Source organism: Methylophilus sp. 13, assembly GCF_015354335.1.
Taxonomy (GTDB): Bacteria; Pseudomonadota; Gammaproteobacteria; order Burkholderiales; family Methylophilaceae; genus Methylophilus; species Methylophilus glucosoxydans.
In genome coordinates, this window is record NZ_JADKYR010000001.1 from 771062 (window position 1) to 797394 (window position 26333).

The 26333-nt window shown below is 52.5% G+C and carries 30 protein-coding genes; 11 read left to right on the forward strand and 19 right to left on the reverse strand.

The window, feature by feature from the left end:
• Positions 1–9: 9 nt before the first annotated feature.
• From modA to nifV, 14 genes are all read right to left on the reverse strand, one after another.
• Positions 10–768, reverse strand: coding sequence for a molybdate ABC transporter substrate-binding protein (modA, locus tag INP77_RS03505; protein ID WP_228518671.1), 759 nt, complete (start codon positions 766–768; stop codon positions 10–12).
• A gap of 24 nt (positions 769–792) precedes the next feature.
• A complete protein-coding gene (locus INP77_RS03510; protein ID WP_194747296.1) occupies positions 793–2322 on the reverse strand; it encodes a porin in 1530 nt (509 codons plus the stop codon).
• Between the two features lie 66 nt (positions 2323–2388).
• On the reverse strand, positions 2389–3216 hold the full coding sequence (locus tag INP77_RS03515; protein ID WP_194747297.1) for a TOBE domain-containing protein: 828 nt from the start codon (positions 3214–3216) through the stop codon (positions 2389–2391).
• A 123-nt stretch (positions 3217–3339) separates the two neighbouring features.
• Positions 3340–3786: a hypothetical protein gene (locus INP77_RS03520; RefSeq protein WP_194747298.1), complete on the reverse strand. Its 447-nt coding sequence runs from the start codon at positions 3784–3786 to the stop codon at positions 3340–3342.
• 10 nt (positions 3787–3796) lie between these two features.
• Positions 3797–4156, reverse strand: coding sequence for a hypothetical protein (locus INP77_RS03525; RefSeq protein ID WP_194747299.1), 360 nt, complete (start codon positions 4154–4156; stop codon positions 3797–3799).
• Positions 4153–4665: a lipopolysaccharide assembly protein LapB gene (locus INP77_RS03530; protein WP_194747300.1), complete on the reverse strand. Its 513-nt coding sequence runs from the start codon at positions 4663–4665 to the stop codon at positions 4153–4155. Before INP77_RS03530 ends, INP77_RS03525 begins: the two co-directional genes overlap by 4 nt.
• A 27-nt stretch (positions 4666–4692) precedes the next feature.
• A complete protein-coding gene (locus tag INP77_RS03535; protein WP_194747301.1) occupies positions 4693–5016 on the reverse strand; it encodes a ferredoxin in 324 nt (107 codons plus the stop codon).
• Between the two features lie 37 nt (positions 5017–5053).
• Complete coding sequence (locus INP77_RS03540) at positions 5054–5347, reverse strand: ferredoxin family protein (protein ID WP_194747302.1); 294 nt, start codon at positions 5345–5347, stop codon at positions 5054–5056.
• A complete protein-coding gene (locus INP77_RS03545) occupies positions 5344–6642 on the reverse strand; it encodes an FAD-dependent oxidoreductase (RefSeq protein WP_194747303.1) in 1299 nt (432 codons plus the stop codon). The genes INP77_RS03540 and INP77_RS03545 overlap by 4 nt, the downstream gene beginning before the upstream one ends.
• 2 nt (positions 6643–6644) lie before the next feature.
• On the reverse strand, positions 6645–7736 hold the full coding sequence (locus tag INP77_RS03550; RefSeq protein WP_194747304.1) for an electron transfer flavoprotein subunit alpha/FixB family protein: 1092 nt from the start codon (positions 7734–7736) through the stop codon (positions 6645–6647).
• A 34-nt stretch (positions 7737–7770) separates the two neighbouring features.
• Positions 7771–8616 (reverse strand): electron transfer flavoprotein subunit beta/FixA family protein, encoded by an 846-nt coding sequence (locus tag INP77_RS03555; protein WP_194747305.1) that lies wholly within the window; start codon positions 8614–8616, stop codon positions 7771–7773.
• 172 nt (positions 8617–8788) lie between these two features.
• Positions 8789–9124 (reverse strand): nitrogenase-stabilizing/protective protein NifW, encoded by a 336-nt coding sequence (gene nifW / locus INP77_RS03560; protein WP_194747306.1) that lies wholly within the window; start codon positions 9122–9124, stop codon positions 8789–8791.
• 34 nt (positions 9125–9158) lie between these two features.
• A complete protein-coding gene (gene cysE, locus INP77_RS03565; RefSeq protein WP_194747307.1) occupies positions 9159–9911 on the reverse strand; it encodes a serine O-acetyltransferase in 753 nt (250 codons plus the stop codon).
• Positions 9902–11050 carry a homocitrate synthase gene (nifV, locus tag INP77_RS03570; protein WP_194747308.1) on the reverse strand — a complete coding sequence of 383 codons (1149 nt, stop codon included), beginning with the start codon at positions 11048–11050 and terminating at the stop codon, positions 9902–9904. The genes cysE and nifV overlap by 10 nt, the downstream gene beginning before the upstream one ends.
• A gap of 466 nt (positions 11051–11516) precedes the next feature.
• Here nifV and INP77_RS03575 point away from each other — a divergent pair, with 466 nt between their 5' ends.
• From INP77_RS03575 to INP77_RS03590, 4 genes are all read left to right on the forward strand, one after another.
• On the forward strand, positions 11517–12005 hold the full coding sequence (locus INP77_RS03575) for a helix-turn-helix transcriptional regulator (RefSeq protein WP_194747309.1): 489 nt from the start codon (positions 11517–11519) through the stop codon (positions 12003–12005).
• On the forward strand, positions 11998–12654 hold the full coding sequence (locus INP77_RS03580) for a nucleotidyl transferase AbiEii/AbiGii toxin family protein (RefSeq protein ID WP_194747310.1): 657 nt from the start codon (positions 11998–12000) through the stop codon (positions 12652–12654). The genes INP77_RS03575 and INP77_RS03580 overlap by 8 nt, the downstream gene beginning before the upstream one ends.
• A 233-nt stretch (positions 12655–12887) precedes the next feature.
• Positions 12888–13769: a hypothetical protein gene (locus tag INP77_RS03585; RefSeq protein WP_194747311.1), complete on the forward strand. Its 882-nt coding sequence runs from the start codon at positions 12888–12890 to the stop codon at positions 13767–13769.
• 235 nt (positions 13770–14004) lie between these two features.
• On the forward strand, positions 14005–14754 hold the full coding sequence (locus INP77_RS03590; RefSeq protein ID WP_194747312.1) for a DUF2321 domain-containing protein: 750 nt from the start codon (positions 14005–14007) through the stop codon (positions 14752–14754).
• Between the two features lie 323 nt (positions 14755–15077).
• Here INP77_RS03590 and nifK read toward each other — a convergent pair whose 3' ends face one another.
• The 3 genes from nifK to nifH form a co-directional block, all read right to left on the reverse strand.
• Positions 15078–16637 (reverse strand): nitrogenase molybdenum-iron protein subunit beta, encoded by a 1560-nt coding sequence (gene nifK, locus INP77_RS03595; RefSeq protein WP_194747313.1) that lies wholly within the window; start codon positions 16635–16637, stop codon positions 15078–15080.
• Between the two features lie 14 nt (positions 16638–16651).
• Positions 16652–18109: a nitrogenase molybdenum-iron protein alpha chain gene (gene nifD / locus INP77_RS03600; protein WP_194747314.1), complete on the reverse strand. Its 1458-nt coding sequence runs from the start codon at positions 18107–18109 to the stop codon at positions 16652–16654.
• A gap of 144 nt (positions 18110–18253) precedes the next feature.
• Entirely contained in the window at positions 18254–19129 is an 876-nt protein-coding gene (nifH, locus tag INP77_RS03605) for a nitrogenase iron protein (protein ID WP_228518672.1), read from the reverse strand.
• 436 nt (positions 19130–19565) lie between these two features.
• Between nifH and INP77_RS03610 the strand changes: the two genes are divergently transcribed.
• From INP77_RS03610 to INP77_RS03630, 5 genes are read left to right on the forward strand one after another with little or no spacing between them, the layout of a single operon-like run.
• A complete protein-coding gene (locus tag INP77_RS03610; RefSeq protein WP_194747315.1) occupies positions 19566–20018 on the forward strand; it encodes a group II truncated hemoglobin in 453 nt (150 codons plus the stop codon).
• 33 nt (positions 20019–20051) lie between these two features.
• Positions 20052–20642, forward strand: coding sequence for a hypothetical protein (locus tag INP77_RS03615; RefSeq protein ID WP_194747316.1), 591 nt, complete (start codon positions 20052–20054; stop codon positions 20640–20642).
• A gap of 17 nt (positions 20643–20659) precedes the next feature.
• Positions 20660–21472 (forward strand): NAD(+)--dinitrogen-reductase ADP-D-ribosyltransferase, encoded by an 813-nt coding sequence (locus INP77_RS03620; RefSeq protein ID WP_194747317.1) that lies wholly within the window; start codon positions 20660–20662, stop codon positions 21470–21472.
• Positions 21473–21476: 4 nt separating this feature from the next.
• Positions 21477–22355, forward strand: a complete 879-nt coding sequence (gene draG / locus INP77_RS03625) for an ADP-ribosyl-[dinitrogen reductase] hydrolase (protein ID WP_228518673.1) — start codon at positions 21477–21479, stop codon at positions 22353–22355.
• Complete coding sequence (locus tag INP77_RS03630) at positions 22333–22740, forward strand: ArsC/Spx/MgsR family protein (protein WP_194747319.1); 408 nt, start codon at positions 22333–22335, stop codon at positions 22738–22740. Before draG ends, INP77_RS03630 begins: the two co-directional genes overlap by 23 nt.
• 46 nt (positions 22741–22786) lie before the next feature.
• Here INP77_RS03630 and INP77_RS03635 read toward each other — a convergent pair whose 3' ends face one another.
• Complete coding sequence (locus tag INP77_RS03635; RefSeq protein ID WP_194747320.1) at positions 22787–23977, reverse strand: ammonium transporter; 1191 nt, start codon at positions 23975–23977, stop codon at positions 22787–22789.
• A gap of 343 nt (positions 23978–24320) precedes the next feature.
• Positions 24321–24995, reverse strand: a complete 675-nt coding sequence (locus INP77_RS03640; RefSeq protein ID WP_194747321.1) for a hypothetical protein — start codon at positions 24993–24995, stop codon at positions 24321–24323.
• 93 nt (positions 24996–25088) lie between these two features.
• On the opposite strand from INP77_RS03640, the gene INP77_RS03645 reads away from it, so the two are divergent.
• Entirely contained in the window at positions 25089–25397 is a 309-nt protein-coding gene (locus tag INP77_RS03645; RefSeq protein WP_194747322.1) for a DUF3301 domain-containing protein, read from the forward strand.
• 6 nt (positions 25398–25403) lie between these two features.
• Positions 25404–26276 (forward strand): tRNA glutamyl-Q(34) synthetase GluQRS, encoded by an 873-nt coding sequence (gluQRS, locus tag INP77_RS03650; RefSeq protein WP_194747323.1) that lies wholly within the window; start codon positions 25404–25406, stop codon positions 26274–26276.
• Positions 26277–26333: the final 57 nt, after the last annotated feature.

Here is a 26333-nt window from a genome sequence, read left to right on the forward strand (position 1 = left end):
TGTGATGCCTCAGGGCAATTTATAACCGTTTTTGGCAAAGATGGCACGCGCCTTTTCCGACTGCACGAACCCGTAAAACTTGCGGGCGGCATCCGCATTATTATCTATGCCATGCTTGAGGATGACCACGCCCTGCGCAATCGGCTCATAACTCTCTTCTGGCACAGCCACCCATTTACCCTTGCCTGTAGTCTCCGGTGCAACGACAATCGACTTGGCACTGAAGCCAACATCTACCGCTTTGCTATCCACGTACTGGCTTACCTGGGTAATGCTCTCGCCATAGACCAGTTTGGGTTCCAGCGCCACTTTCACCTTGTAGAACTCCATGGCCTTGAGTGCCTGTTTGCCAAACGGTGCCAACTTTGGATTGGCAATGGCCACTTTGCCGACAGCCGCATCCGTCAGTCCGGCCACGCCCTTGCTTAAATCGGCCCCGGTTTGTGACCATAGTACCAGCAACCCGTAGGCGTAAGGCTTGGGCGCAGTCACGGCAAAACCTTCTTTATACAAGCCCTCGGGAAACTCCATATCGGCAGACATGAATACATCAAAGGGCGCGCCCTGGCGTACCTGAGTGGCAATTTTGCCAGAAGCGTTGAGCACGCTTTGTGCCTCGATGCCGGTTTCCTGTTTAAACTCGGCAGCCAGGTCATCGAACACGTATTTGAGGTTGGCCGCAATGGCCACAGTAAAAGGTTCGGCAGCCTGGACCTGCATGGAAACTGCCAGCACGCTGGCTATCAACAGTTGTTTGAGTGATCGCATGGGATCTCCTTGTCTGAATAAAAGTTAAAAGTCGAATTGGGCACGCATGGTGACGGCGTCTTCATGATCCAGCGTATACGTTTTGCTGCTACCTGAGACGGTGGCAGAGGTGGTCACCGGGGTATCAAAATGGGTGTGCACATAGTTGGCAATCACACGCACATAGGGCGTCAGCACCCAGTTGGCGCCTATCGTCCAGGCATCAAACGCATTGCTACGCCCGCTTGCCAGCTTGCCGGTTCCAGTAGCGTTAGTGCTGACAAAATCACCGCCATCAAACTTGCTGTAACGTGCCCCAAGTTGCAACGCACCCCAGCCCTCCCCCCCCCAGACAAAGTCCTGTTTGGGACGCAAGCGGCCAAACATGCCATCTTTATAGGTGCTGGCAAAAGTTTCGCCGCTCACCAGCCAGTTGATGCTGGCATACCATGCGGTCAGGTCACGATCAAACCCCGTGCCATCAAAATTTTCACGTATATGTTCTGCCTGTAGCTTGACCGGACCGTGTGCCAGCCCAAGTTCATAACCCTCACGCGTACGGTCAACTGCGCGCGTAAAACCTTCACTGGTAGAAAATACGGTGTAACCGCGGCCTTCGGTCAGTACATTGAGGGTTGGCACGCTGCCAGGTTCCTGTTGACCCCTGGCATAAAAGCTGCCGACATGCAGGACACTGTCTTTCCAGCCCACAAACTGGGCAATATTGCCGACCACACGTACCAGCGCATCCTTGTTGTCATATTTGGCATCGGTTTCATCACCATTCGCAGTGGCCGTGTTAACGCCTTTGCCATCAGTCCATGAAGCGTTGTAGAACAACCCTGGCACAGGTTCGCCAAACACCATCACGCCGCGGTCAAAAGTGGCGCCCAGCAGATAATCCGTGCCTGCCCGTTCTTGAAAGTCTGTAAAGTTGGCATTCATGGCACGCTCAAGTCCATAAAAAGGCTTGAACTGACCTGCGCGTAATTTGAATCCGTTAAAGTGCAGGTAGTCGACGTGCGCATAGGTCAGGCCGACACTGCCATTATTGGCCGTACCGCTATATTCGGCTTCCAGTCTTGCCGCAAAATCCTTCATCGCCACATTGGCACCCAGCCGGGCGCGACGAATGTTGAAGGTATCTGCGGCTGCAATATCCGGAGAGAAACTGCGGTAGTCGGCTTGCACGCGTCCATTGAGGCCCAGTTTCCAGGCGCCACTACCATCTTCAAAACTCAGGCCATTTTTAAAGTTGGCGTACACTGGCTGGCCACTCGATTTGCCACGGGCAGATTGTAGCGCCTTGATTTCATCGGCCATCGCGTCCATCTTCCACTGCTGATCACGCAAGACCTGTTTGTCATCGCTCGCTACCCCTTTGGTTTCCGCCGGTTTTTCTAACCGTGCCTGGAGCAACTTCAATGCATCTGCCATCTGTTGCATTTGTGTTTGTTGTACTTCCAGCATGTGCTGCAATTGCGCGATGCGGGCATCGGTTTCAGCATCTGCCCACGCCTGGCTGGTTGGCATCCCCAGCCAGGCCAGACTGACCAGTATGGATACTTTTTTCATGTAAAGCGCTCCCTGATGTATTCAAAGACTCGATATAAAGCAAGATATATAGCGATAGAGAAAAAACTACTCGCTCACCCCTAAAATCACACTGCTGGCTTTAAAGATGGCTACCATCGTTTTACCAGCGGCCAGTTGCAGTTCGGCCACACTGTCATTGGTCACGGTCGCGGTGATCACATTGCCTCCGGTGCTGCGCAGGCTGACTTCGGCGTTGACACCGCCCTGGTGTACTCGAGTCACCTCGCCGCCCAGTTTGTTGCGTGCACTCAGGCCAGTCGCGGCTTCAGGACTGGCGAGGATCACCCAGCTGGCCTTGACCAGTGCCCAGGCCTCGCTGCCTACCTGCAAGCCCAGCTCATTCAAGCCATCATGGGTAATGACAGCGTGTATCTGGTCGCCGCCAGTCAATTGCAGGGTCACTTCAACATTGACCTGCGCCTGCTTGATTGCCACCACCTTGCCAAAAAACTGGTTTCTCGCACTGGTTTTCACTGTCAGCCTCCGCATCCATGTATAAATGTTGTCAAAATCAGCGATGCCATCACTGGCCGCCTGTAAAAATTTCTGGTGCTCACGCCTTAACACGCGACTGGCATCCACGACACGGATGCCTGCTTCAGTCAATTGCGCCCCGCCCCCACCCTTGCCACCTGTGGTAGTCTGCACCAGTGCGTCGCCAAACAAACTGTTCATGGCATCCACCGCATCCCAGGCCCCCTTGTAACTGAGTCCTGCCAGTTTGGCCGCCTGCGAGATAGAGCCGCAGCTACCGATATGCTCCAGCAGTGCCAGGCGACGGTCTGTCAGCAAGCCAGCCTGGCCATCACTGCCTTCGGGGCCCAGTACCAGTGAGCCACTTACCTGCATGGTCTGCGTCATCTGCGTTGTCATCTTTCTGTCTGCCTTTGTCATGTTTGTCACATTTGCTACGCTATAAAGTAGATTATATAGCGATAGGCAAGACTATGCAGTTTTTGTGCCAGCTGCCATGATAGATACCGGAAAAACTGCCAGTTACTGCCCTTCACCTCGCATAAACCAGTCAAACACCTGTCGTAATAACAATAACTCCTGCCTGTCGGCAGTACGCAAGGCACTCATATGTCTGAACTCCCCGCCAAATAAGGCGATTTCGGACTTGGGCGCATCCGGTGTCATGTAACGACAAAGATGAATGCGTAATGGACCTTCATCAGTGGTGACCCAGGCCGTAAAATCATGCTGGTATTGCAGTGTGTCAGCAGGCACATTCAGGGTTTTGACGATTTCCACCCCTTGTGCTGCCGTGAGAGGCTGGCGCAACGGCCGGTCAGGCTCTGCTAATACGCTGGCACTGGCGGGCAAGGCTGCCGGTGCCAACAACCCGCCATGGGGCCAGCGCACGAACAGCAGTGCAGTGCTGTAATTATCAAAATGACAGACAATCACACGTTGCGGCAGTAGGTTGGTGGCAGGTAGCATCATCATTCTCTTATACAGTCATACTGAATAGTGCCGGTTGTTGCTGCCTGAACACGCGCAACCACATCAGGGTCGCTGGCACCATGGCGCGGATAGCAAACCAAATGGCATCGCGCTCGAAGCCGCCCGATGAACGAACTTGTGACAGCAGGACATTCCAGCCTGCCCAGTCGATTTCCGACATGGCGGTTTTGTTTTCCATGGGCAGCCGGTCTACATTTTCGGCAATAATACGCAGGTGGCGCAGGGTTTCAGCCTGGGTGAGCTGGCTGCTAAAAAAACCCTCCGGAGCGACATCCTCGGTGAGGGTCAGCACTGCCTCGCAGGATTGCAGCATAATATTAAGCATGGTGGCGCTAGCCAGGCTCATAGCGGGACTCCATCGGCATAAGCTTGTATGACTGAGGCGCCAACCGTGTCTTGTGGATCGATCTCCTGCAACTTGCTCAGTATTTGCCGTGCCTCTGACAGGCGTTGCTGACGCAGCCGGATATAGGCAAACGCCTTGAGACTAAACAGGAAAAAATGTTGCGGCGAATCGACCCGTGTCCAGTCGCAGCTTTGCGCGGTGAGTGATTGCCAGTGGCCGTCGATCTGCGCCAGCCTGGCTGCCGTGTCCAGCGCCATATGCACGGCCCGCTCGGCATCACTGAGGCGATTGTGTACGGCATACAGCTTGTACAGTGTGTAATACACATGCAGGCAGTCGGGCGAGGCCTGTTGGGCTCGTAGCAACAGCGATTCAGACTCGCGCCAGTCACGGGTAGCCGCGGCGGCAGCCAGATATCCGGCTATCGGTGACGGCAAATCCTCGTGGGCGACAATACCGCTCGGTCGTGTTGCGCTCAGAATATGCCCCGACGATTGCGGGGCTGACATAGGCCGAACGTGCATCTATCGCCTCGCTTACCACACGCTGTCCGGCACTTTCAGGCGCTCGACCACTTCGCCTGCCAGCAGGTGCTTGTCTATGATTTCGGTCACGTCGTCTTTGCTCACTCCACCGTACATCACGCTTTCCGGGTAGACCAGCACATGCGGGCCACTGTCACAGGGACCCTGGCAGCCGCTAAACGTCACCGAAAACTGCTCCCACAGATTGCGCGTCTGCACCTGTTGCCAGAACGCCTGCAAAATATCATTGCTGCCCCGTCCCTGGCACGAGCCACGCGGGTGGCCCGGTGGTCTGGCCTGGTTACATACAAACACTTGTCTGGCGGGTTTACTCATGGGGGATGTCTCCAACAATGCAATACAAAAAAGGGGATTAGCCGAACTTGAACAGGATGCCGTAGCCACCACGCGGGTATTCCCAGGCCACATTGCGGTGCTCGTTACAGATAATGCGGCAGGTGCCACATTCCAGGCAGCCATCACTGATCACGGTGACATTGCCGTTACCTTCCATGGTCCAGCAGCCAGCGGGGCAACACACGGTACAGGCATGGCTGTCACAATGGCGGCAGACGTCAGCATCCTTGATCTCGATATGCGGCTTGCCGCTGTCCACCTTGTAGCGGTTCTGGAACAGTTTCTCTTCAACCTTGACGACAATACTCATTCAAAAGCCCTCCATAACTTGAACGCATCTCCCATCAGGCCCATCAGTGAGCGGCGTTGACGGAAGCTGTGGCGTATCTGCTTTTCTTTAGATTTTTTATCCACCCCATCCACAGTCAGCATGGTGTGGGCGGCTTTGGACAACAACTCGGGATAGTCATTAAAGAACTGCGGATTTTTGTGAAAGATTGCCGGCATGTCCTTGTATTTTTTCAGGTCTTTCATGACAAAGCTGTCGTTGAGCGTGGCCTCGTAGCGCTTGAGGTTGGCCTTGCTGAAGGGCAGGCCCTCGGCACGCAAGGCAATCAAGGTATCCGCCGCCACCATGCCGGTGGTCATGGCCAGATTGGAACCTTCGCGGTGCACGGCGTTAACAAACATGCCAGCGTCGCCAACGATGAGCCAGCCATCGCCAAACAAATCCGGCATGGCGTTGTAGCCGCCTTCTGGAATCAGGTGCGCGGTGTATTCTTTCATCTCGCCCCCTTCAATCAGCGGCTGGATGGCCGGATGCGCTTTCATTTGCTCCAGCAAGGCATAAGGGGTGGTTTGCTGGGCTTTGAAGTCGGACAGCATACAACCGACGCCTATGGTCACCGACTCGCGGTTGGTATAGAGAAAACCCGTCCCCATCATGCCCTTGGTGATTTTGCCCGCCATTTCGATAACCACGCCCTCTTCGCCCTTGACGTTAAAGCGCTGCTCGATAAGCTCGGTTGGCATAAAGTGGATTTCCTTGACCGCCAGCGCCACATCCTTGGGATGCAGCTCGGGGTGAAAGCCGGCTTTTTTCGCCAGGTAGGAGTTGACCCCATCGGCCAGTATCACCGCATCGGCATAAATCTCACCGCCCTGACGGTCGGTGCGTACACCGATGACACGCTGGCCATCCAGCAGCAGTTCGGTCACCGTGGTTTCGCATATGACCAGCGCCCCGGCCTTTTGCACGCGCTCGGAAAACCACTTGTCAAACTGCGAACGTATCATGGTGTAGCGGTTATAGGGCGGCTTGTTAAAGCTGTCCGAGCGGTAGTGCGAACCCATGTAGGAGTCGTCATCCAGGATCCACATGCGCTGCTCAATGATATGCCGTTCCAGCGGCGCATCGTCCCTGAAGTCAGGAATCAGTTTTTCCAATGCATCTGAGTATAGGATGGCGCCCTGCACGTTTTTCGAGCCCGAGCTTTCGCCGCGTTCCAGTTGCAGCACACTTAAGCCCGCCTGCGCCAGACGCAAGGCCGCCGCATTACCTGAAGGGCCAGCACCCACAATAATCACATCAAATTTTTCACTCATGCTTAGCCTGCCTTTCTTGCGGTTGCCAGGTGTGCCTTAAATGCCTCGGTCAGCGCCGGTAATATGGTCATGGCATTGCCGACAATGCCATAGTGAGCAAAGTCAAAAATCGGCGCATTGGGGTCGTTGTTGATGGCGATAATCACATCCGAGGCATCCATGCCGACCCTGTGCTGGATGGCGCCGGAAATGCCCACCGCGATATAGAGTTTGGGGCGTACGGTTTTGCCAGATTGGCCGACCTGACGGTCTAGCTCGACCCAGCCCGCTTGCACCACGGGGCGAGTGGCGCCGACTTCTGCGCCCAGCACTTGCGCCAGCTCCCAGATCAGTTTGAAGTTTTCCGGCTTTTTCATGCCGCGGCCACCGGCGACGATAATGTCGGCAAATGGCAGTTGCGGTTTGTCTTGCATCTCGTCCGGGATAAACTCCAGCACTTTGGTAATGATGCTGTCTTCTATCATGCTCAGGGTATCTTCAATGATGCGGCCATTGCGCGTCGCGTCGCGCTCTGGCATTGCCATCACACGTGGCCGTACCGTGGCCATTTGCGGACGGTAATTCAGGGTCTGGATGGTACACAGCAAGGAGCCGCCAAAGGTTGGGCGACTCGCCAGCAGGCTGCGCACGTCGAGGTCGATATTGAGCTCGGTACAGTCAGCAGTGAGGCCGGTTTTGAGCGTGGTGGCGACACTGCCTGCCAAATCGCGGCCCAATGTGGTTGCACCAAGGAACAAGATTTCAGGCTGGTATTTGTTGACCAGATCGGTCAGCCCTTTGGTATAAGGCTCGTTGCGATAATCTTGCAGCAGCGGGTCTTCAATCAGGTAGCACAGGTCTGCGCCATGGTAAAAGGCCTCCTGGCAAAAACTGCGGGTGGTCTCTCCGGGAGGACCCATCACCACGCCTGCCAATTCCACACCCAGCATATCGGCCAGTTTGCGGCCTTCGCCCAATAATTCCAGCGAAACGGGATGTATGGCGCCGCGCTCATGTTCAATAAACACCCAGACGCCTTTATACGCTTTCAGACGCTCATCAAGCTCAAATTTCTTCTTGCCAGCCGGTGCCGGTTTTTTGGTTTCTTCACTCATATGGATTCCTTTACTTCATGCTCCCTGGATCTGTTCAAGCCGACCGCTTCAGCAGCTCCTTCTCGATGTTGGGAAACTTGGTAAACATTTTGGCGAGCAAGGTCACGCTCAGGTCTTTGGGCTCGTTGCTTTCGCATTGAATGATCTCGGCCTTGGTCGCGCGTGGTGTTGGTGCAAACACTTTGGAAACCACGGTAGGCGAGCCTTTCAGGCCGGTTTTGGTCGGGTCTTCAATCCCGGCAGCGTCTTTATTCCAGATTTTGACCGGATAACGGGCAGCACGGAACATATTGGCCATGGTGGCAAAACGCATTTCGTTATTGCCTTCGAGCACGGTAATCAGGCTGGGGATTTTGGTTTTGAGCACCTGCACGCCGCCTTCAGAACGGCGCTCGACCACGATTTCCTGTTTGTCAGTATCCAGCGAACGGATTTTTGAAACATAGGTGAGCAACTGCATCTCCAGCCGTTTTGCCACGCCGGGGCCGACTTGCGCAGTATCGCCATCAATCGTTTGCTTGCCGGTAAACACCAAATCAACAGGAATATCTTTGCTGATCTGCTGGATGGCCGCAGCCAGCGCATAGCTGGTGGCCAAGGTGTCAGACCCGGCAAAAATACGGTCGGTCACCAGTACGGCGTCATCTGCGCCATAAGAAATCGCTTTGCGCAGCGCCGCCTCGGCCATCGGTGGCCCCATGGTGAGCACGGTCACGCGCGCGCCATATTCATCTTTCAGGCGCAAGGCTTCTTCCAGCGCAAACAAATCATACGGGTTCACAATGGTCGGCACCCCCTGACGCATAATGGTGTTGGTCACCGGGTGCACCCGAATTTGTGCACTGTCTGGCACCTGCTTGATACAAACCACAATATGCATATCGAATCCTTCCTTTTGCCTGACTTTACCTGGATGACAGACCAGAAACACCCGGCCTTTTATTTCAGTATTGCAACAACCATGCCATGCTAAAAAAATTATTTTTATATATAAAAATCAGTAAGTTACAAGAAAAACTCACATTAAAATTATTTGTCGCAAACCCGACAAATCAGGCACGTTGTGAAGGCAATGTTTGTTTCAGACTGTTGAGATTAAAAGTCTTGCTGCCATCGGCTTCCTGAAACACCTTGAACACTTTTTCAGTAGCGGCGTTGGAGCGCACGAAGTCGTCATAAGCCGCATGCAACAAGCGCTGATAGGCATTGCGCTGCTCGTTCTCGGGCAAGGTCTGGCTCACAGGGTCACGCACCAGATATTGCTGAAAGCGTTTGAGGATATGCAGGCGATTGACATGTACCACCTGCGGGTCATAGGCGACACCGAGAAACGCGAAAAACTCTTCGGCAGCAGAAAAAGATTGCATCTGTGATAACAAGGCACTCATCAGGGTTCTCCAAACATAAAAAGGAAATGCAGGCTCAGGAATCGAAACGTTTGCGTGCACGCGCCTCGGCGACGCTGTGCTGTATCAAGGCTTCGGAAGCGGCTTGCTGGTTGTCACGCATCGCCGCTAGGGTATGCTCCAGTTGATCAATACGGTCTAGCAAAGCTGTGACCGCTTTGCCCACCGGGTCCGGCATCAGATGGTGGTCGAGGTCTATGCCCTGCTGTGGCTGGCGTCTGGCGTTGTCAGGCAGCACCACGCGACCGGGGATACCGACCACCGTCATCCTGGCCGGAATATCATGGATGACCACCGAGTTGGCGCCTACCCTGGCCTGTGCGCCCACCACCACCGGCCCAAGAATTTTGGCACCTGCGCCGACCATGACACCATCGCACAGGGTAGGATGCCGCTTGCCCGGATTCCACGACACACCGCCCAGCGTCACGCCGTGATACAGGGTGACATCGTTGCCGACCACCGCGGTTTCGCCGATAACAACACCACAGCCATGGTCGATAAAAAAGCGGCGGCCGATGCTGGCGCCAGGGTGGATATCAATCTGTGTCAGCATGCGCGTGACATAACTCAGCCAGCGCGCAGCAAACCGCCAGCCATGCCGCCACAAGCCATGCGAGATACGGTGCAGCAAGGTAGCGTGCAAGCCGGGATAGGTCAGCAACACTTCCAGCCGGTTGCGTGCAGCCGGATCACGCTCAAACACGCAGGCGAGGTCTTCGCGCAACAGGGCTAGCAAGCCAGACTGCACTGGCGAATTTACATGCATGACAGTCTCCCCGGTGTGGTCTGGCCTTCGAGATAAAACAGTTTGAGCTCATCACTGGCCGGGCTGCGCTTGGTGTTTACTGCAAACTGGCGTATGCGTTGCAGCAGCCATTCGGTTTCGTGATGTTGCACGCGTATACCCAGCTGCGCATAGACATGGCGCACACTGTGGCTACCGGAATGCTTGCCCAGCACCAGATGCCGTTCTCGCCCGACTGCAGCCGGGTCAAAGCCTTCGTAGGTGGCCGGGTCTTTGAGCAGGCCATCGACATGCATGCCGGACTCATGGGTAAACACCGCCGCACCGACGATGCTTTTATTGAGCGCCACGGCCCGGCCCGACGCCTGCGCCACCAGCTGCGAAATCTCTGGAAAGGCATGCATGTCCAGCCCCACATCCAGCCCGTGGATGCGCCACAGAGCGGTCACCACTTCTTCCAGCGGCGTATTGCCCGCCCGCTCACCCAGGCCATTGACCGTGGTGTTGACATGGCTGGCCCCGGCACGAATTGCCGCCAATGCATTGGCAGTGGCCAGGCCGAGGTCGTCATGCGCATGCATTTCGATGTCCAGCGAAGTGACCGCACGCAAAGCCGCAATGCGCTCATACGTGGTAAACGGATCAAGGACGCCCAGGGTATCGGCATAACGAAAGCGGCAAGCGCCCGCCGTCTCGGCCACCGCCACCACCTGCTGCAAAAACTGCGGGTCGGCGCGGGAAGCATCTTCACCGCCCACTGACACCTGCAAGCCCTCTTGACACGCCTGCGAGACCACCTGCGCCACCTGCTGCAACACCCACGCCCGGTCACGCCGCAATTTGCGCTCAATATGCAAATCCGACACCGGCAAGGACAAATTCACATGACGCACCCCGGTGCGCAAACATGCCAGCAAATCGCCCTCGGTCATACGCCCCCAAACCATTAGCCTGGTCGGCAATTGCAACGCCGCAATTGCGCGTATATCGGCAATTTCCGCCTCGCCCATGGCCGGGATGCCCACCTCCAGCTCTGGCACCCCAATCTCCGCCAGCGCCAAAGCAATTCGCAATTTTTCCTCACGGCTAAACGCCACCCCTGCCGTCTGTTCTCCATCGCGCAAGGTGGTATCGTTGATGACTGGCTTGCTTTGTCGCATCGTGACATCTCCGCATGTATTACCCTAGAGATAGCACAGGCTGTGCCAAGATGCACGAATCCAATATATTCTTTTATAAACAACAGGTTAAAAAATAACCAGAAGACAATTTCGATTGTAAGGTTTGCGACAAAGAAGGGTGTTATGTGACGAGCGTCCGGGTCAACATCCATTACCTGGTATACCAGCTGGCGAGATTAAATGAAGTACAAGACGTTTAAATGTTCGTACTCCTGCAATCACCATTGACATGACTTAGCCACTAGCAGTATTTCATGTGAAAAGGGAGTGAGTAACGCATCAGGAAGGAACTCAAAACACGCGCGTTTAACGCTTTAAGATAGCGATCTTTTAAACAAACCATAGCGCGTACCGTATGCTATAGCACCCTACAGAATCTGTAATACTGACAAATAAAAGTAAAGTATTCTTTACTTTATTTACGGACAAGCTTAAACTTTTTGCTATGAATATTCAAACAATAGGATCAATTATTAAACACGAGCGCGTAGCATGTGGCCTCAGTCAAAAGGCACTTGCTGAAGCTGCACATCTATCAAGAGTAACAATTGTGAATCTTGAAAACGGCAAGGTGGGCGACATTGGCGCTGTGAAGTTATCTGAGTTGGCGGATATTGTTGGCAAGCCACTATTTTCAACGGGTAAACCGATGAACTTTGTACAGATGTTACTTCGCAGCGTTAACACGAGTTACAAAAACACCATGACTCAGGATGAATTGGAAGCCGTCATGCTGAAAGGTGAAGTGCCAATGGGCTATGAAGGTCAGCTGTTTCATTTAATTGAAGAGGCCTCAATTGCCTTGTTGACCGGCGCAGTGAAACAGCTGGCAATGCAACAGCAGGCTAACCCAAAACATCTTTGGAAAAACCTTGCTAAATTGGCAATGGCCATAGAATCACCCAAGCCATTTTGGCAGGCGATCAATGGCTAACCCGTTACAGTTCCCTGCGGGTGTTTGGCAAAGCTTGCTCAGGCAAGCTTTTAGTCTCATAGATGCAGTGGCAAAGGATGGCGTTGAACTGCCACGTTGGAGCCTCGGCGGTGGCACGGTGTTGATGTTTCACTATGCACACCGTTTATCTAAAGATATTGATATTTTTGTGCCAGACCCTCAATTTTTGGGGTTCATCAATCCGCGCTTAGGTGGAAAAGGCGAAGAAATTACCCAGCAATACACCGACGGCTCTGAATACCTCAAGCTTTATCTGCCAGAAGGTGAAATTGACTTTGTAGCATCATCCCCCTTAACCTCAACCCCTTTTGAGAGTCATGAAGTTCTGGGGCGAGAAGTATTATTAGAAACGCCTGTAGAGATCGTAGCTAAAAAATTATGGCATCGGGGCGATAGAGTAACGCCACGTGACTTGTTGGATTTGGCCGTGGTGATTGATCATGCGTATGATGCAATTTTGCAAAACAGAATGATATTCACAAAAAATCTGGAAGCCTTTATCCATCAATGTGAAACAAGAAAATCTATTTTAGCGCCAGTCTATGCAGCAATTGAAAGACTCGATTGCGATTTAACCTATGGTGACTGCTTGGAAAGAGTTAAAAGGCTACAGCGTGATTTAAAGTAATTGTTGATGCTGTTAAACAAACCTTACGCCCCACAAAACTGACTTTTATTTTCAGCTTTCAAGTTGTTTAGTTGATGGAATTGACGTAGTAATCTAAACCTTTTAGGATGCTCTAAAAACTACCAAGTATTGGTATATGTTAATAAAGCACAACTTTCCTTACATAAACAAAACTTCAATGACGCAAAGTTTTACGTCATTTAGGATGCCTACTTTAGGCTACTAACTCTCACATGAATACTCCCGACGCTCAAGACCAGCCCTCAGAAGAAACGAAAACCAATCGGCTTTTCAAGTGGCTCGTAATTGGCATAATTAGCCTCGTTGTTTTCTACGCCATAACGCTCATTGCTCTCACATGGCCTATCACACATTTCACAGTTGAGGCTGCGGGCACATTTGGCGACAGTTTTGGTCTCCTAACATCGCTCTTCTCCGGGCTCGCTTTTGCTGGCCTCATATGGACAATCCTTTTGCAAAGGGTTGAACTACGTTTACAGAGAAAAGAGCTGCAGGAATCTCGTAGACAAGCAATTCTAACCCGTGTAATGAATATTATACAAAATCAGATAGGAGCCTATCGTACTGAAATTTCCACTCTTCGATTTCAAGGGCTTGAAACTTTGTCCAACGATATCGGGATTCATCAGATGCTCTATACAATGAACGGACATCTAGAAAATATGGCACAGGAACGCGCCAACAACGGACTATCTCCTGAAGAGCATATTGAAATGATTACGGACTATCTGCGCAATGTTTTTTCCAGCATCCGATCTTATCAAGTACTAATCGAAGGTCTACATCGTTGCTGCAAGGCCAACCGTTACCTACTAATAAATGAGGCTATTACAAGTAATGAAGCTCAAGATGCAAAAGCCTTATTTTTTGCTGAGCTACCAACTGGCCTAATGTATTTCGTATTCCAATTAGACACAATCCTCAAAGTTTTCCTCAAAATCAAACGAAAGCAAACAGGTTCAACTGCCGACTTGTTTGACCCAGCTCGAAAACTGTATAGTGATTGCGAGCTAATACTGAGTCACGAATCGCATGCGTTTTCCGAAGAGAACATGGCATCAGATCGGAAACAAAAATGGTTATTTGCGCCCTGAGCGCTAAACAACCAGTCCACCGGATCCGCACGAATGCCGCGCAAGCTGGTGAATTCAAACTTTGACGCTGTAGATTAAGTGTTTTAGAAAATTTAAGGCGCACCATGGCAATAAAGAAACCTCCACAATTGCTCTGAAAACCACAAACTCAAAACGAGAAATGTTTACCCCTTAAAACACTACAAACTATCCCCCAAAGTTTTTTCTACAGCTTCGGTAAGCATAAAACAAAAACATGAGTTATTACGATATCCAACAGGTGTGCCTTAACGGTCATCAAATCACTGATCGATATAATACGTCGCCACAACATCGGAGAAGTTATTGTAATATTTGCGGTGCAAAAACCATCATCACGTGCCCTAATTGCAATCATCCTATAAAAGGTGACTATCATTTTGATGGTGTTGTGGCTATTGGGTTCACAACGCCTGTACCAAAGCATTGTGAGAATTGCGGCACTGCATACCCGTGGGCCACGGTGGCTAAAAAAATACAAAGAATTACTTCAGTAAAAAGCATGTCTTCATGGTATGGGAGTTTATCAATGTACGAAAAAATAGGTTTATGGGGTTCAATAGCATCAATAATAGGCCTTGTTATCGTCTTTATTCCGCCTTCAGTTTCATCTTCTCCGAATCAAACGCAGAATATTTCTACATCAGGCAATCAAAGCCCTGCGATTGGTTCTAACAATAGAGATGTCACAATCAATTACAACAATCCAGAGCAGACCAAATCAAAAAGCTACGTTCTAAGGAATACAAAAGTAGGGTCTACGCTAGTAGTAAACACACCAAGTTTGGACGCAGCTGGCGATCCCACCAAACATGTTTGCATGGCTCCAGCGGGCACGCCAATTCAATTAACAGGCAAACGCGCGAAAATGGGTATGATTGATATGTGGAGGGAAATTAAAATAATTTCCGGTGATTGTGAAAGTAAAGTGGGTTGGACTGCATTAGAGAATATAAGTTATGAATAGCAATGGGACACTGCGCCGCGATGCGGCGTAAGCCCCAGAGCTTAAACGTTAGCTCGGTTGGCGACTCGCCTGCGTTACCTCACGTATCAAAACCCACTAAATCCTAATATTCTAAATACACCCTCGGCACCGCAGTTCACGCGGACAACAATGTACCTAACTGCTAAAAGCAGCCTCTCTCAAATTTCAAATAAAAAAAGCCTCCCGTCCGGGAGGCTTAAACACTCAACAATCGATCATTGTAAAGTGGGGGAAGAGACAGGACTACATTGCTACCGGGCCAGACATCGGACCGCCCTACCCGGTAGGCCTTCAATCACAGGCTAGCGGATAATATCGAAGCTGTAATCGGTGGTAGCGATGCCATTGGTGCTGATGTCCATCTGGTCAAAGATCTTGTCCAGGATAGTGACCAGCACGTTGAGGGCACCTTGATAGCCCCACACCGGATAGCGGTGTTTATGGTGGCGGTCAAAAATCGGAAAGCCCAAACGGATCAGCGGGATACCGGTGTCGCGGTCCAGGTATTTACCGTAGGTGTTGCCGATCAGGAAATCGACAGGCTCGGTAAACAGCAGGGAGCGCATGTGCCACAGGTCTTTCTTCGGATAGACCTTGCAGTTTTTACCAAACGGGCTGGCGTCAAACAGCGCCTGTACCTTGGCGGCCCAGGCATCGTCACCATTGGTGGAGAGTACCGTGGTGGGCTCAGCACCTAGTTCCAGCAGAAAACCGGTCAGGCCAAGCATGAGGTCAGGGTCACCATACAGGGCAAATTTCTTGCCGTGGATATGGGCACTGGAGTCGGCAATGGCATCCACTAGACGGCCACGCTCTTTGGTCAGGCTGGCCGGAATTGGTTTGCCAGAGAGCTTGGAGATGGCCATCAGGAATTCGTCTGTGCCCTTTACTCCGACGGGGTGATGCAGCTTGATCACCTCCTGGCCTTTGCTCTGGATATACTCGGCAGTTTTTTCGGCGCAGATGGACTGCATGACGATGGTGCCTTTGGCATGAATCGCGTTGGCGGTGTCTTCCAGTGTAGTGCCGCCATCATACATACGGAACTCGCCATCGGTCGGCGTATCCCAGGCGTCGGACGGATCGCACAGCATGGTTGGGGTGATGCCAAACTCGTTGAACATGCGTTTCACTTCGCGGTTATTGCCAACCACGTAGCCGTCAAAGCCGCCTATAAAGTTAATGCTGTCGTTGGGCTTGCGCTCTAAGGCTGGCACGGTGCCGGCTTTGCCATCCCAGAAGTAGTTGAGAATGCCTTTGAGCGCATTATCGTAGCCGGTGATATGGCTGCCGACAAACGCTGGCGTGTGGGCAAACGGCACATCGTAGTCAGCCGGGATGGAGCCTTTTTCGCGTGAGGTTTTGATAAAGGCGTTGAGGTCATCGCCAATCACCTCGGCCATGCAAGTGGTAGAAACCGCAATCATTTTTGGTTTGTACAAACTATACGAGTTGGCCAAACCATCAATCATATTGTTCAAACCACCAAATACCGCCGCATCTTCAGTCATCGATGAAGACACGCAGGAAGTCGGCTCTTTAAAGTGACGGCTGAAGTGCGAGCGGTAGTATGCCACGCAGCCTTGTGAGCCGTGCACAAAGGGCAATGTCCCTTCAAAACCATTCGCAGCAAATACGGCCCCGAGTGGCTGGCATGCTTTTGCCGGGTTCACGGTCAACGCTTCGCGGGCAAAGTTTTTCTCTTTGTACTCTTGCGTTTTGGCGTATTCGACCTGCTTTTTCACTTCATCGGCAGGCACGGCAAATTCAAAATTCTTTTTCTTGTTGGCGAACATTTCCGTATATTCTGGTTCGCGAAACAGTTCAAAATGGTCTAAAACCTTATCAGCATTCTGGCTCATGTTCAGTTCTCCTCTTAAGCCGCTTGTTGCCATGGTGCTTTGGTCAAGCCCCATACCGGGTTGTTAATCGCCATGTCCATGTCACGGGCAAAAATCGCAAAGCCGTCATAGCCGTGGTAAGGGCCGGAGTAATCCCAGCTGTGCATTTGACGGAAAGGCACGCCCATTTTCTGGAACACGTATTTTTCCTTGATGCCGGAACCGACCAGGTCTGGTTGCACGGCTTCCACAAACTTCTCAAACTCGTAGCCGGTCACATCGTCATAGATCAGGGTGCCGTCCTTAACGTAGTGGGTGGTACGCTGATAGTCATCGTTGTGGCCAAACTCGTAGCCGGTACCCACTACTTCCATGCCCAAATCCTCATAGGCACCAATCACGTGACGGGGACGCAGGCCACCGACAAACAGCATGACTTTTTTGCCTTGCAGGCGTGGTTTGTACTTGGCAATCACGGCATCGGTCAGCGCCTTGTATTTGGCAATGACCTGCTCTGTTTTCTCCTTGATACTGTCATCAAAGAAGCTGGCAATCTTGCGCAGGGATTCTTCGATTTTGGATGGGCCAAAAAAGTTGTACTCTACCCATGGGATCCCATACTTCTCTTCCATGTGGCGGCTGATGTAGTTCATCGAGCGGTAGCAGTGCAGGATATTGAGCTTGGCCTTGGGCGTGTTTTCCAGCTCGGCAATCGAGCCGTCACCGGACCATTGGGCGATCACGCGCAGGCCCATTTCTTCGAGCAGGATGCGGCTGGACCAGGCATCGCCACCAATGTTGTAGTCACCGATAATGGCCACGTCATACGGGCTGGACTCGAATTTGTTTTTTTCCGGGTCAGTTTTGTCAAACACAAAGTCGCGCACGGCGTCGTTGGCGATGTGGTGACCCAGCGATTGCGACACGCCACGGAAGCCTTCGCAACGCACAGGTACAATCACTTTGCCTTCATACTCTTTGGCTTTTTTCTTGGACACGGCTTCGATGTCGTCGCCGATCAGACCAATTGGACACTCGGACTGCACGGTAATGCCCTTGTTGAGCGGGAACAGTACCTGAATCTCGTCGATAATTTTTTCCAGTTTCTTGTCACCGCCAAACACGATGTCTTTTTCCTGGAAGTCGGAGGTAAACTGCATGGTGCCGAAGGTATCAATGCCGGTGGTGCCGATGTAGTAGTTACGGCGTGACGCCCAGGAATACTGGCCGCAACCGACCGGGCCATGCGAGATATGCACCATGTCTTTAATCGGGCCCCATACCACGCCTTTGGAACCGGCGTAGGCACAACCACGGATGGTCATTACCCCTGGCAGTGATTTGATGTTGGATTTCACATCACACTCGGATTTGCCTTCTTCATACACATTCAAATGTTTTGCACGTTTTTTGGCGGACTTTTCAGGATAGGCTTTTAACACCTCCTGAATCAGCTCGGCGCCGTTGACTTTTGTTTCAGCAGTCGCACTCATCGTTGTCTCCTATGTTCGACTAAAAACTAGTGATAAAAAGAAACTTTTCAAAAATTGTTGAAATTGCCCGGAAGTAACCTCCTCAACTTTTGAAACCGTCTCTGGAGGGGTTGGCAAGGGGCAAAGCCCCCTGCCAAAGACTCATTAAGCTGCAGTCGCCGCTTTACCAATCAGTGTTTCATCCTCTTTCTTCATGATGCCGAAATCCATCAACAGGTCTTCCAGCTCATCCATGGTGATCGGGGTTGGGATGGTACCGTTACCGGCGTTGGCGTGAACTTTCTGCGCCAGTTGACGATATTCCTCAGCTTGCTTGGAGTCCGGGGCGTATTCCAGCACGGTCATACGACGCAACTCGGCGTGCTGCACCACGTTGTCACGTGGCACAAAGTGGATCAGCTTGGTACCCAGTTTGCCTGCCAGTGCTTCAGCCAGTTCCAGTTCCTTGTCAGTCTGGCGCTCGTTACATACCAGGCCACCCAGACGCACGCCACCGGAGTTGGCATATTTCAGGATGCCTTTGGAAATGTTGTTGGCGGCATACATCGCCATCATTTCACCGGACATCACGATGTAGATTTCCTGTGCCTTGTTTTCACGAATCGGCATGGCGAAACCACCGCACACCACGTCACCCAAGACGTCGTAGGACACATAATCCACGCCGTCATAGGCACCGTTTTCTTCGAGGAAGTTGATCGAGGTAATCACACCACGGCCTGCGCAACCCACGCCAGGTTCTGGACCACCGGATTCCACGCAACGGATGTCGCGGTAACCGATTTTCATCACATCTTCGATTTCCAGATCCTCGACAGAACCGGCTTCGGCAGCCAGGGATAACACGGTATCCTGTGCTTTTGCGTGCAGAATCAGGCGGGTAGAGTCGGCTTTAGGGTCGCAACCGACGATGAGGATTTTCTGACCCATTTCGGCCAACGCAGCCAGCGTGTTTTGAGAAGTGGTGGACTTGCCGATGCCACCTTTGCCATAAAATGCAATTTGACGTAATGCAGCCATAATTGAAGCTCCTTTAGGTTTAAATGAAAAATTCGTCGCTGTACGCAGCCATCTTCCGATTCCGAATCGCAACCTAATCACTTTTCTTATCAGGCGATGGAGGGTGTCGGCCATGTAGCCTGTCTATGGCAAGTAGCGTGCCAACAGAAAAAATAAAAGTTAAGTGTTTGATTTATATTTATATTTTTACAAAAACGCAGACGACATTTCCTTAAATACTTTCTGTCGCAAACACGACAAAAGCGGCGCCCAGCGTGCGGTATGAAACAAACCTTTCTGCATACGGTCAGCCGCCTTTCAATGCGTTGCTTCATGCATCAACTGGCCGCCAAGCCTCATCCAGGCTTGATCCTTGCCTTCTGCAGATCAATTGGCATAGCTGTTGGTATAACACTTGCTGAATCAGGACTATCTGTCAGTTCCCAGAGAGGTCAGGATGCATCAGCCATTACCCCCCATTAATCCGGCGCTGGATACCAGCCGCCACAAACCGGTCGCGCAAATTCAAGGCAATCCGCACTTTGCACAAATCGGTGGAGAAGCGGTCATTAGCCGTCTGGTCGACCGCTTTTATGTGCATATGAACACGGCACCGGAAGCTGCCGCAATCCGCGCCATGCATGCGGCAGACCTGTCTGAAACCAAGGCGGTGCTGGTGCAGTTTCTGATCGAATGGCTGGGTGGCCCCAAGGAGTACAGCCGTGAACGCGGCCACCCCCGCCTGCGCCAGCGACATGCCATGTTTGGTATCGGCGAGGCAGAAAGAGATGCCTGGATGTTATGCATGCGGCGTGCCCTGCTGGAAGTGGTGACAGATGCCACGTTAAGGGCACAGCTCGATCAGGCTTTTTTTAAAACGGCAGACTTTATTCGTAACCAGCCAGCGTAACCCCTGGCCTCATTTATTTAGGAGAACCTTGCAATGACCACCATGGAAAGCACCATTTTCGGCAAACTCAATGCCGCCAACCGTTTGCAAAACCCGGTATTTAAAGACGCCACCAAAGTGCCTGGACGTTTTGGCTTTCGTGGCGAACTCGCCATCAAGTTTGCGCCGCAACTGGCCGATGAAGCACGCCCGCCAGAAATCACCTGCGACCAGGTCATGGCCTATGCGCAGGAGGGCGAAAACGGCATGCCTTTTTTTACCGGCTACCTGTTGTCATTTGGTTATCTGGATTTACTCGTCGATGCACTCAAAGACGTGCTGCTCCCGGAAGGCAAATATATCGTCTTCTGCAACAATATTGACCTGTTGAAAAAGTACACGGTCAAGATGAACGGCAGCACTTTCTACATCCTGCCCATTGATGAAGCCACGGTATATAACGAGCTACTGGAACTGTTGCGCCTGGAAAAAAATGACCTAAAAAAACTGGATACTGGCGCCAAGCTGGATGCCGTTATTGCCAAAGCGATGAGCTTCAGTGCCAACTTCCCTGAAATCAGCTATGAGGAAGGCTTGAAGCTGATGGGGCCAGTACGCAACCCCAACGAAAACCGCCCGGTTTAAGGCTACATCTCGCTGGCATGCAGGCGGAAGAAAGCCCGCAAGACTGGTACAGCACCAACCTGGTCGGTCTTCCGGCCGGATTGCTGGGCTCGGTCGCGTTTAACCGTCACCCGCAGCCCCTGCATATTGCCGGAGCACGCGAGACCCACGGCGGGCTGTTTCGTTTGCTGCACGCCAGCCGCAACGCCGAAGAAGCCGCCGACAGGTTTGCTCACTATATGACCATCGCCTTTGACTTGCAGCGGCCAGCCACAGCACAAGGCCCGCGCCGTTTCAGACCCAGCTACCTCAAATTGCTGGAGGGCTGGGGCTTTGATGCCAACAGCCCGCAGGGGGCGGTGCTCAAGGGCTGGGTGGAGAGTCGCTTTGGCCTCGCGCCCAGCTTTCACCGCGCACCGCTGAGGCATTTCCCCTCCCCGGCCTGGGTCACCTATCTGGAAGAGAAGTTTTGCAGCCGCTTTCATAACTACAGCATCCATATGCAGCTTGATTTGTTATACGAGTATTGTCAGTTTGTGATTGCGCGTTTTGGCTTGCCGACCTCGCACCCCACACTGACCCTGTGGCGCGGCGTGAACCTCAACGAAGAACCGACCCTGGGGCAACATGGGCTGCGTGCCGGGCTGTGCAGGCTGCGGCTTAACAATCTGGTGTCATTTACCCGCAACCGCGAGCGCGCCGACGAGTTTGGTGACTGGATATTGCAAGTGGAAGTGCCGCTGGTCAAACTGTTACTGTTTCCCGGCTTGCTGCAACACAGCCCACTGTGCGGCGAGGAAGAAGTCATCGCGCTGGGTGGCGAATACGAGGTCATGGCCCGCTATGCCTGACCTCATGCAACGTGCGCTGGGCGCATATCTGGGCATGGCGGTCGGCGATGCGCTGGGCGCGCCAGTGGAGTTTATGACTGCCAGAGAAATCGCCAGCCGAGGCCAGCATCGCGACATGACAGGCGGTGGCTGGCTCAAGCTCAAACCCGGTCAGATTACCGACGACACCGAAATGTCGCTGTGTCTGGGCCGCGCCTGGCTAAGCCACAATGGCTGGCATGCCGAAACGGCCGCCCGCGGCTTTGCCGACTGGCTAAAAAGCCACCCGATAGATGTGGGTAACACCTGCCGTCGCGGCATCCGCCGCTTTTTGCTTCATGGTACGCTGCAAGGCCCGGCTTCAGAAGCCGAAGGCGGCAATGGTGCGGCCATGCGCATGGCACCCATTGCCATCGCCACCTATCACCTACCAGACCAGTTTGAAAAAATCACGCTGGCACAAGCGCGCCTCACTCATCACCACCCATTGTCCGATGCCGCCTGCCTGACGCTGTGCAGCATGGTGCATGCACTGTTCAATGGCCAGGGTGGTGCGGCCTGCCGCTTGCTGGCGGCAGCACTGGTCAAACAGTACCCGGCATTCAAATTCGACCCCTATCCGGGCCGGGCCAGCGGCTATATTGTTGACACGATGCAAACCGTGCTGCATTTTTTTCTCAACACTGACAATTTTGAAGACTGCCTGATTGGCACCGTCAACCAGGGTGAAGATGCCGACACTACCGGCGCCATTGTTGGCATGCTGGCGGGTGCCCGCTATGGCAGTCAGGCCATCCCCGAACGTTGGCTGCAGGCCCTGCCACTCACCATCCGTCAGGAAATCGAACAGCAAGTCCCCGCACTCTTGCAAGGGGGTCTAGATGAGCACCATACTGTTTTATGAAAAACCCGGTTGCAGCAACAACAGTCGGCAAAAAGCCCAACTGGCTGCGGCCGGACACACATTGATTGCCAAAAATCTGCTCACCGAGCCTTGGACACGTGAGCGCCTGCTGCAATTCTTTGGCTCATTGCCGGTGCACGCCTGGTTTAATCCGGCCGCCCCCAAAATCAGGGATGGCGAGATAGATCCGGCCACCCTGGATGCCGACACCGCATTGGCCATGCTGCGCGCCGAACCACTGCTGATCCGGCGGCCACTCATCGAGGTTGACGGTCAGCGCATGACTGGCTTTGACGCCAGTACCCTATCTGTTTGGTTGGGACAGCCCATCTTGGTCAACACTGCGTCGCAGAGTTGCCTGCGGCACCATCCCTCTCAGCGTTGATGAATGCACTAAAACAGCATCAACATATTTCTTAAAGTGATAGGCCTTAATCCCCAGACACCGACGGGATTTTATGGATGCTCAAATCCGCGCCATCAAACTCTGACTCGGCATCCAGGCGGATACCTACGATTTTCTTTAATGCGCCGTAAACGATGGTTCCGCCCACTAGCGCGATCACTACACCCAATGCAGTACCTGCCAGCTGGCTCATCAGGCTGACGCCGCCCATGCCACCAAGACTGGTCGCACCGAAGATACCTGCCGCGATACCGCCCCAGGCACCACACAAGCCGTGCAACGGCCAGACACCAAGCACATCATCGATTTTGAAGCGTGTTTGCGTGAGGGTGAATGCCCAGACAAACAAGGTGCCAGCGACTGCGCCAGTGACCAGTGCGCCGAGTGGGTGCATGACATCAGAACCGGCACAGACGGCCACCAGACCAGCCAACGGGCCATTATGCACAAAGCCCGGGTCATTTTTACCAAGCAGCAATGCGGCCAGCGTGCCACCCACCAGCGCCATCAGTGAATTGACCGCTACCAGGCCGGAAATGCCTTGTATGGATTGGGCGGACATGACGTTAAAACCGAACCAGCCTACAGTGAGTATCCATGCACCCAAAGCGAGGAATGGAATATTGGAAGGTGGATACGCATGCAAACGGCCATCTTTGGTATAGCGACCATTACGTGCGCCCAGCAGTATCACCGCAGGCAAGGCAATCCAGCCGCCCATGGCATGCACGACCACCGAACCGGCAAAGTCGTGAAAGTTTGCACCATAACTGACCTTCAGCCAGTCCTGAAACCCAAAATGAGCGTTCCAGGCAATGCCTTCAAAAAACGGATAAACAAAGCCAACCAGCAAAAATGTTGCGGCCAGTTGCGGGTTGAATTTGGCGCGCTCAGCAATGCCGCCAGAAATAATGGCAGGAATGGCGGCGGCAAAGGTGAGCAAGAAGAAGAACTTGACCAGACCATAACCGTTTTGCACGATCAGTGTTTCGGCACCATTGAAAAAGTGGATGCCATAAGCAATACCATAGCCAATAAAAAAATAGGCAATAGTAGACACACAAAAATCCACCATAATTTTAACCAGGGCATTCACCTGATTTTTTTGACGTACTGTGCCGACCTCCAAAAAGGCAAAACCGGCATGCATTGCCAAGACCATGATGGCCCCCAGCAATACAAACAGGACGTCATTAGCTGTCACTAATGATTCCATTTCGCTCTCCGAATTCAATAATTATTGATTGGCGTTTTGTTTGAAAGACACGCCTTTTTAAAATGCGCAGGTTTCAAGCAAATATCAGGCCATTTTTAAGTGATTGATTTTAAAAGGAGTGGAGATTGGGCACTGGCAAAAACGCCCCAAAATAACTCAATCAAAAGTGCATTGCACATTATTGGTGCAAATTAGGGCATATTTAAACAAAAGTACTTAAAGATGCTCAAATGCTGATGAATGAGGCATGCCATGCGAACTCATCGAGAGTTTGCGTCAACAAAACACGGATAAAGCGGTGGATAACCGTATCGTCGTATGCCAATACTGAGGAGGGACAGACTTATATGATCTCGACCGGTTGCAATTGCTTGAGCATTTCGACCGCATCAGGATGCGCAGACCAGAAATAGTAAAATTCACGCACCGCGTTTAAAAATAGGTGACGGGTATTTTTGAGATTAAATAGCGGCAGGGTTGCGTCAGCGGTGATGCGGTAGGCGTTTTTTTCTGTGAGTGGTGCTTCACGCAAGCGCAACAACATGAGCTTTGCCATGCGCGTACGCAGTTCAATATCCATCTCCTGCTTGTGCTCCATGGATTTGAGCGCTTTGACGTAGCCGTTAAGCGGCCATAATTCTGCTGTTTCAAACTTCTCGGACTGCAACGCCGGCCAAACGGACTGCAAATCAATCACCGCCGGCTGCCAACCGATAGGATGTAATTCAAAGCCGACAGTATCGGCATATTGCATGACGGCTTTCACATCGCCGCGCCAAAAAGGATAAAACTCGCGGATAATGGTCAGGATTTCTGGCCAGCGCTGGGCTTCCTTGTCGGCCAGACAATCGTCCACCGCTTGCCGGTAGACCGTGCTGCTGCATTCCTGGTCTTTTAATAGCGGCGTTAACTCAGCCAGCACCGCGTCGCGCTGTGCCATGATGGCAGCATCAGCGCCCTTGCTGTGCAATAAATTATAATAAGCTTGAATCGCATCTGCTTCGCGGCTTGAATTCATCGTTAACAACACTAAATAAGAATGAAATGAATATGAAACGGATTATTGGTCATCATACACTGAAAAAGATAATCGTCTTAAAGGAGAACAACGATGGCTGAATGGGCCTTATTAGCCATTTTGATGGCGGGCGCATGGTATTGGATGGATACGATTTCGAAACGTGAGATCGCGCTCAAGATTGGCCGCCAGTTGGCTGAGCGCTGCCATCTGCAGTTTCTGGATGAAACCGTGGCTTGCGCCCGCGTCGGTTTTGCCAGGGATGGTAATGGACGTATGCAGTTACAACGCACGTATACCTTTGACGTCTCCAGCCAGGGCATTGAGCGCATGGCCTGTCATCTGCAATTGCGGGGCGGCCAATTGGTGGCCTGGCATATTCCGCCTTACGTCACCCAGTAAAACGCCATGGTGGTTGGCCGCTTTGCCCCTTCGCCTACCGGTCCCTTGCATTTTGGCTCACTGGTCGCCGCCGTCGCCAGTTACTGCGATGCTAAAAGCCAGGGCGGCCGCTGGCTGCTGCGCATAGAAGATGTAGACACCACCCGCCGCGTAGCCGGCGCCAGCGCAGACATGATTCGCACCCTGCAGCATTATGGCTTTGTTTGGGATGAGAAAATCGTCTACCAAAGTGAACGCACCGAGCACTATGAGCAGGCCCTGGCGCAGTTACGCCACCGGGGCCTGGCATACCCTTGCACCTGCTCGCGCAAGGAGATTGCCGACAGCTCAACACAACTGGGCATTGAAGGTGCCATTTATCCTGGCACTTGCCTGCAACATCCCATTAAACCAGACACACCAGCTGCCTGGCGCTTGAAAACGCCTGCCATCAATATCGGCTTTGCAGACAGAATTGTCGGCTGGCAGCAACATGCCATGGCCAGTGACATCGGTGACTTCGTGATCAAGCGTGCCGATGGTCTGTTCAGCTACCAGTTAGCCGTGGTCGTTGATGATGCTTTGCAAGGCGTGACCCATGTGGTGCGCGGTGCTGACCTGCTGCAGTCCACCACGCGGCAGATCTATCTGCAACAGTGCTTGGGCTATGCCACCCCAGCGTATGCCCATATCCCGCTGGTATTGAACGACCAAGGGCAAAAACTCAGCAAACAAACCCTGGCAACCGCTTTGCCGCTCGACAATATCCTGGCCACGCTCGTTGCCGCCTTCAACTTTCTACCCTATTTACCGCAACCGGTTCCCACTTTTTCAAACTTGCCTGCGCTGTGGCAATGGGCAATGGCCCATTGGCAACTCGGCCAGCTTGCTAGCGACTAGTACTCACGCTTATCCCGTGATTTGCTGACAAAACTTACAAAATTTATTGATAACCAT

Excerpts from the sequence above, each read along its gene's own strand:
- nifH (WP_228518672.1), bottom strand. The coding sequence starts at position 19,129 with ATGGCTGCATTACGTCAAATTGCATTTTATGGCAAAGGTGGCATCGGC.
- INP77_RS03580 (WP_194747310.1), top strand. The coding sequence starts at position 11,998 with ATGGCTAACCCGTTACAGTTCCCTGCGGGTGTTTGGCAAAGCTTGCTC.
- INP77_RS03540 (WP_194747302.1), bottom strand. The coding sequence starts at position 5,347 with ATGAGTATTGTCGTCAAGGTTGAAGAGAAACTGTTCCAGAACCGCTAC.
- INP77_RS03610 (WP_194747315.1), top strand. The coding sequence starts at position 19,566 with ATGCATCAGCCATTACCCCCCATTAATCCGGCGCTGGATACCAGCCGC.
- gluQRS (WP_194747323.1), top strand. The coding sequence starts at position 25,404 with ATGGTGGTTGGCCGCTTTGCCCCTTCGCCTACCGGTCCCTTGCATTTT.
- INP77_RS03635 (WP_194747320.1), bottom strand. The coding sequence starts at position 23,977 with ATGGAATCATTAGTGACAGCTAATGACGTCCTGTTTGTATTGCTGGGG.
- INP77_RS03510 (WP_194747296.1), bottom strand. The coding sequence starts at position 2,322 with ATGAAAAAAGTATCCATACTGGTCAGTCTGGCCTGGCTGGGGATGCCA.
- modA (WP_228518671.1), bottom strand. The coding sequence starts at position 768 with ATGCGATCACTCAAACAACTGTTGATAGCCAGCGTGCTGGCAGTTTCC.
- INP77_RS03640 (WP_194747321.1), bottom strand. The coding sequence starts at position 24,995 with ATGAATTCAAGCCGCGAAGCAGATGCGATTCAAGCTTATTATAATTTA.
- INP77_RS03590 (WP_194747312.1), top strand. The coding sequence starts at position 14,005 with ATGAGTTATTACGATATCCAACAGGTGTGCCTTAACGGTCATCAAATC.
- INP77_RS03630 (WP_194747319.1), top strand. The coding sequence starts at position 22,333 with ATGAGCACCATACTGTTTTATGAAAAACCCGGTTGCAGCAACAACAGT.
- INP77_RS03535 (WP_194747301.1), bottom strand. The coding sequence starts at position 5,016 with ATGAGTAAACCCGCCAGACAAGTGTTTGTATGTAACCAGGCCAGACCA.
- nifW (WP_194747306.1), bottom strand. The coding sequence starts at position 9,124 with ATGAGTGCCTTGTTATCACAGATGCAATCTTTTTCTGCTGCCGAAGAG.
- INP77_RS03575 (WP_194747309.1), top strand. The coding sequence starts at position 11,517 with ATGAATATTCAAACAATAGGATCAATTATTAAACACGAGCGCGTAGCA.
- INP77_RS03555 (WP_194747305.1), bottom strand. The coding sequence starts at position 8,616 with ATGCATATTGTGGTTTGTATCAAGCAGGTGCCAGACAGTGCACAAATT.
- INP77_RS03530 (WP_194747300.1), bottom strand. The coding sequence starts at position 4,665 with ATGTCAGCCCCGCAATCGTCGGGGCATATTCTGAGCGCAACACGACCG.
- INP77_RS03620 (WP_194747317.1), top strand. The coding sequence starts at position 20,660 with ATGCAGGCGGAAGAAAGCCCGCAAGACTGGTACAGCACCAACCTGGTC.
- cysE (WP_194747307.1), bottom strand. The coding sequence starts at position 9,911 with ATGCATGTAAATTCGCCAGTGCAGTCTGGCTTGCTAGCCCTGTTGCGC.
- INP77_RS03615 (WP_194747316.1), top strand. The coding sequence starts at position 20,052 with ATGACCACCATGGAAAGCACCATTTTCGGCAAACTCAATGCCGCCAAC.
- INP77_RS03585 (WP_194747311.1), top strand. The coding sequence starts at position 12,888 with ATGAATACTCCCGACGCTCAAGACCAGCCCTCAGAAGAAACGAAAACC.
- nifD (WP_194747314.1), bottom strand. The coding sequence starts at position 18,109 with ATGAGTGCGACTGCTGAAACAAAAGTCAACGGCGCCGAGCTGATTCAG.
- INP77_RS03545 (WP_194747303.1), bottom strand. The coding sequence starts at position 6,642 with ATGAGTGAAAAATTTGATGTGATTATTGTGGGTGCTGGCCCTTCAGGT.
- INP77_RS03515 (WP_194747297.1), bottom strand. The coding sequence starts at position 3,216 with ATGACAACGCAGATGACGCAGACCATGCAGGTAAGTGGCTCACTGGTA.
- INP77_RS03520 (WP_194747298.1), bottom strand. The coding sequence starts at position 3,786 with ATGCTACCTGCCACCAACCTACTGCCGCAACGTGTGATTGTCTGTCAT.
- nifK (WP_194747313.1), bottom strand. The coding sequence starts at position 16,637 with ATGAGCCAGAATGCTGATAAGGTTTTAGACCATTTTGAACTGTTTCGC.
- draG (WP_228518673.1), top strand. The coding sequence starts at position 21,477 with ATGCAACGTGCGCTGGGCGCATATCTGGGCATGGCGGTCGGCGATGCG.
- INP77_RS03525 (WP_194747299.1), bottom strand. The coding sequence starts at position 4,156 with ATGAGCCTGGCTAGCGCCACCATGCTTAATATTATGCTGCAATCCTGC.
- INP77_RS03550 (WP_194747304.1), bottom strand. The coding sequence starts at position 7,736 with ATGAGTGAAGAAACCAAAAAACCGGCACCGGCTGGCAAGAAGAAATTT.
- INP77_RS03645 (WP_194747322.1), top strand. The coding sequence starts at position 25,089 with ATGGCTGAATGGGCCTTATTAGCCATTTTGATGGCGGGCGCATGGTAT.
- nifV (WP_194747308.1), bottom strand. The coding sequence starts at position 11,050 with ATGCGACAAAGCAAGCCAGTCATCAACGATACCACCTTGCGCGATGGA.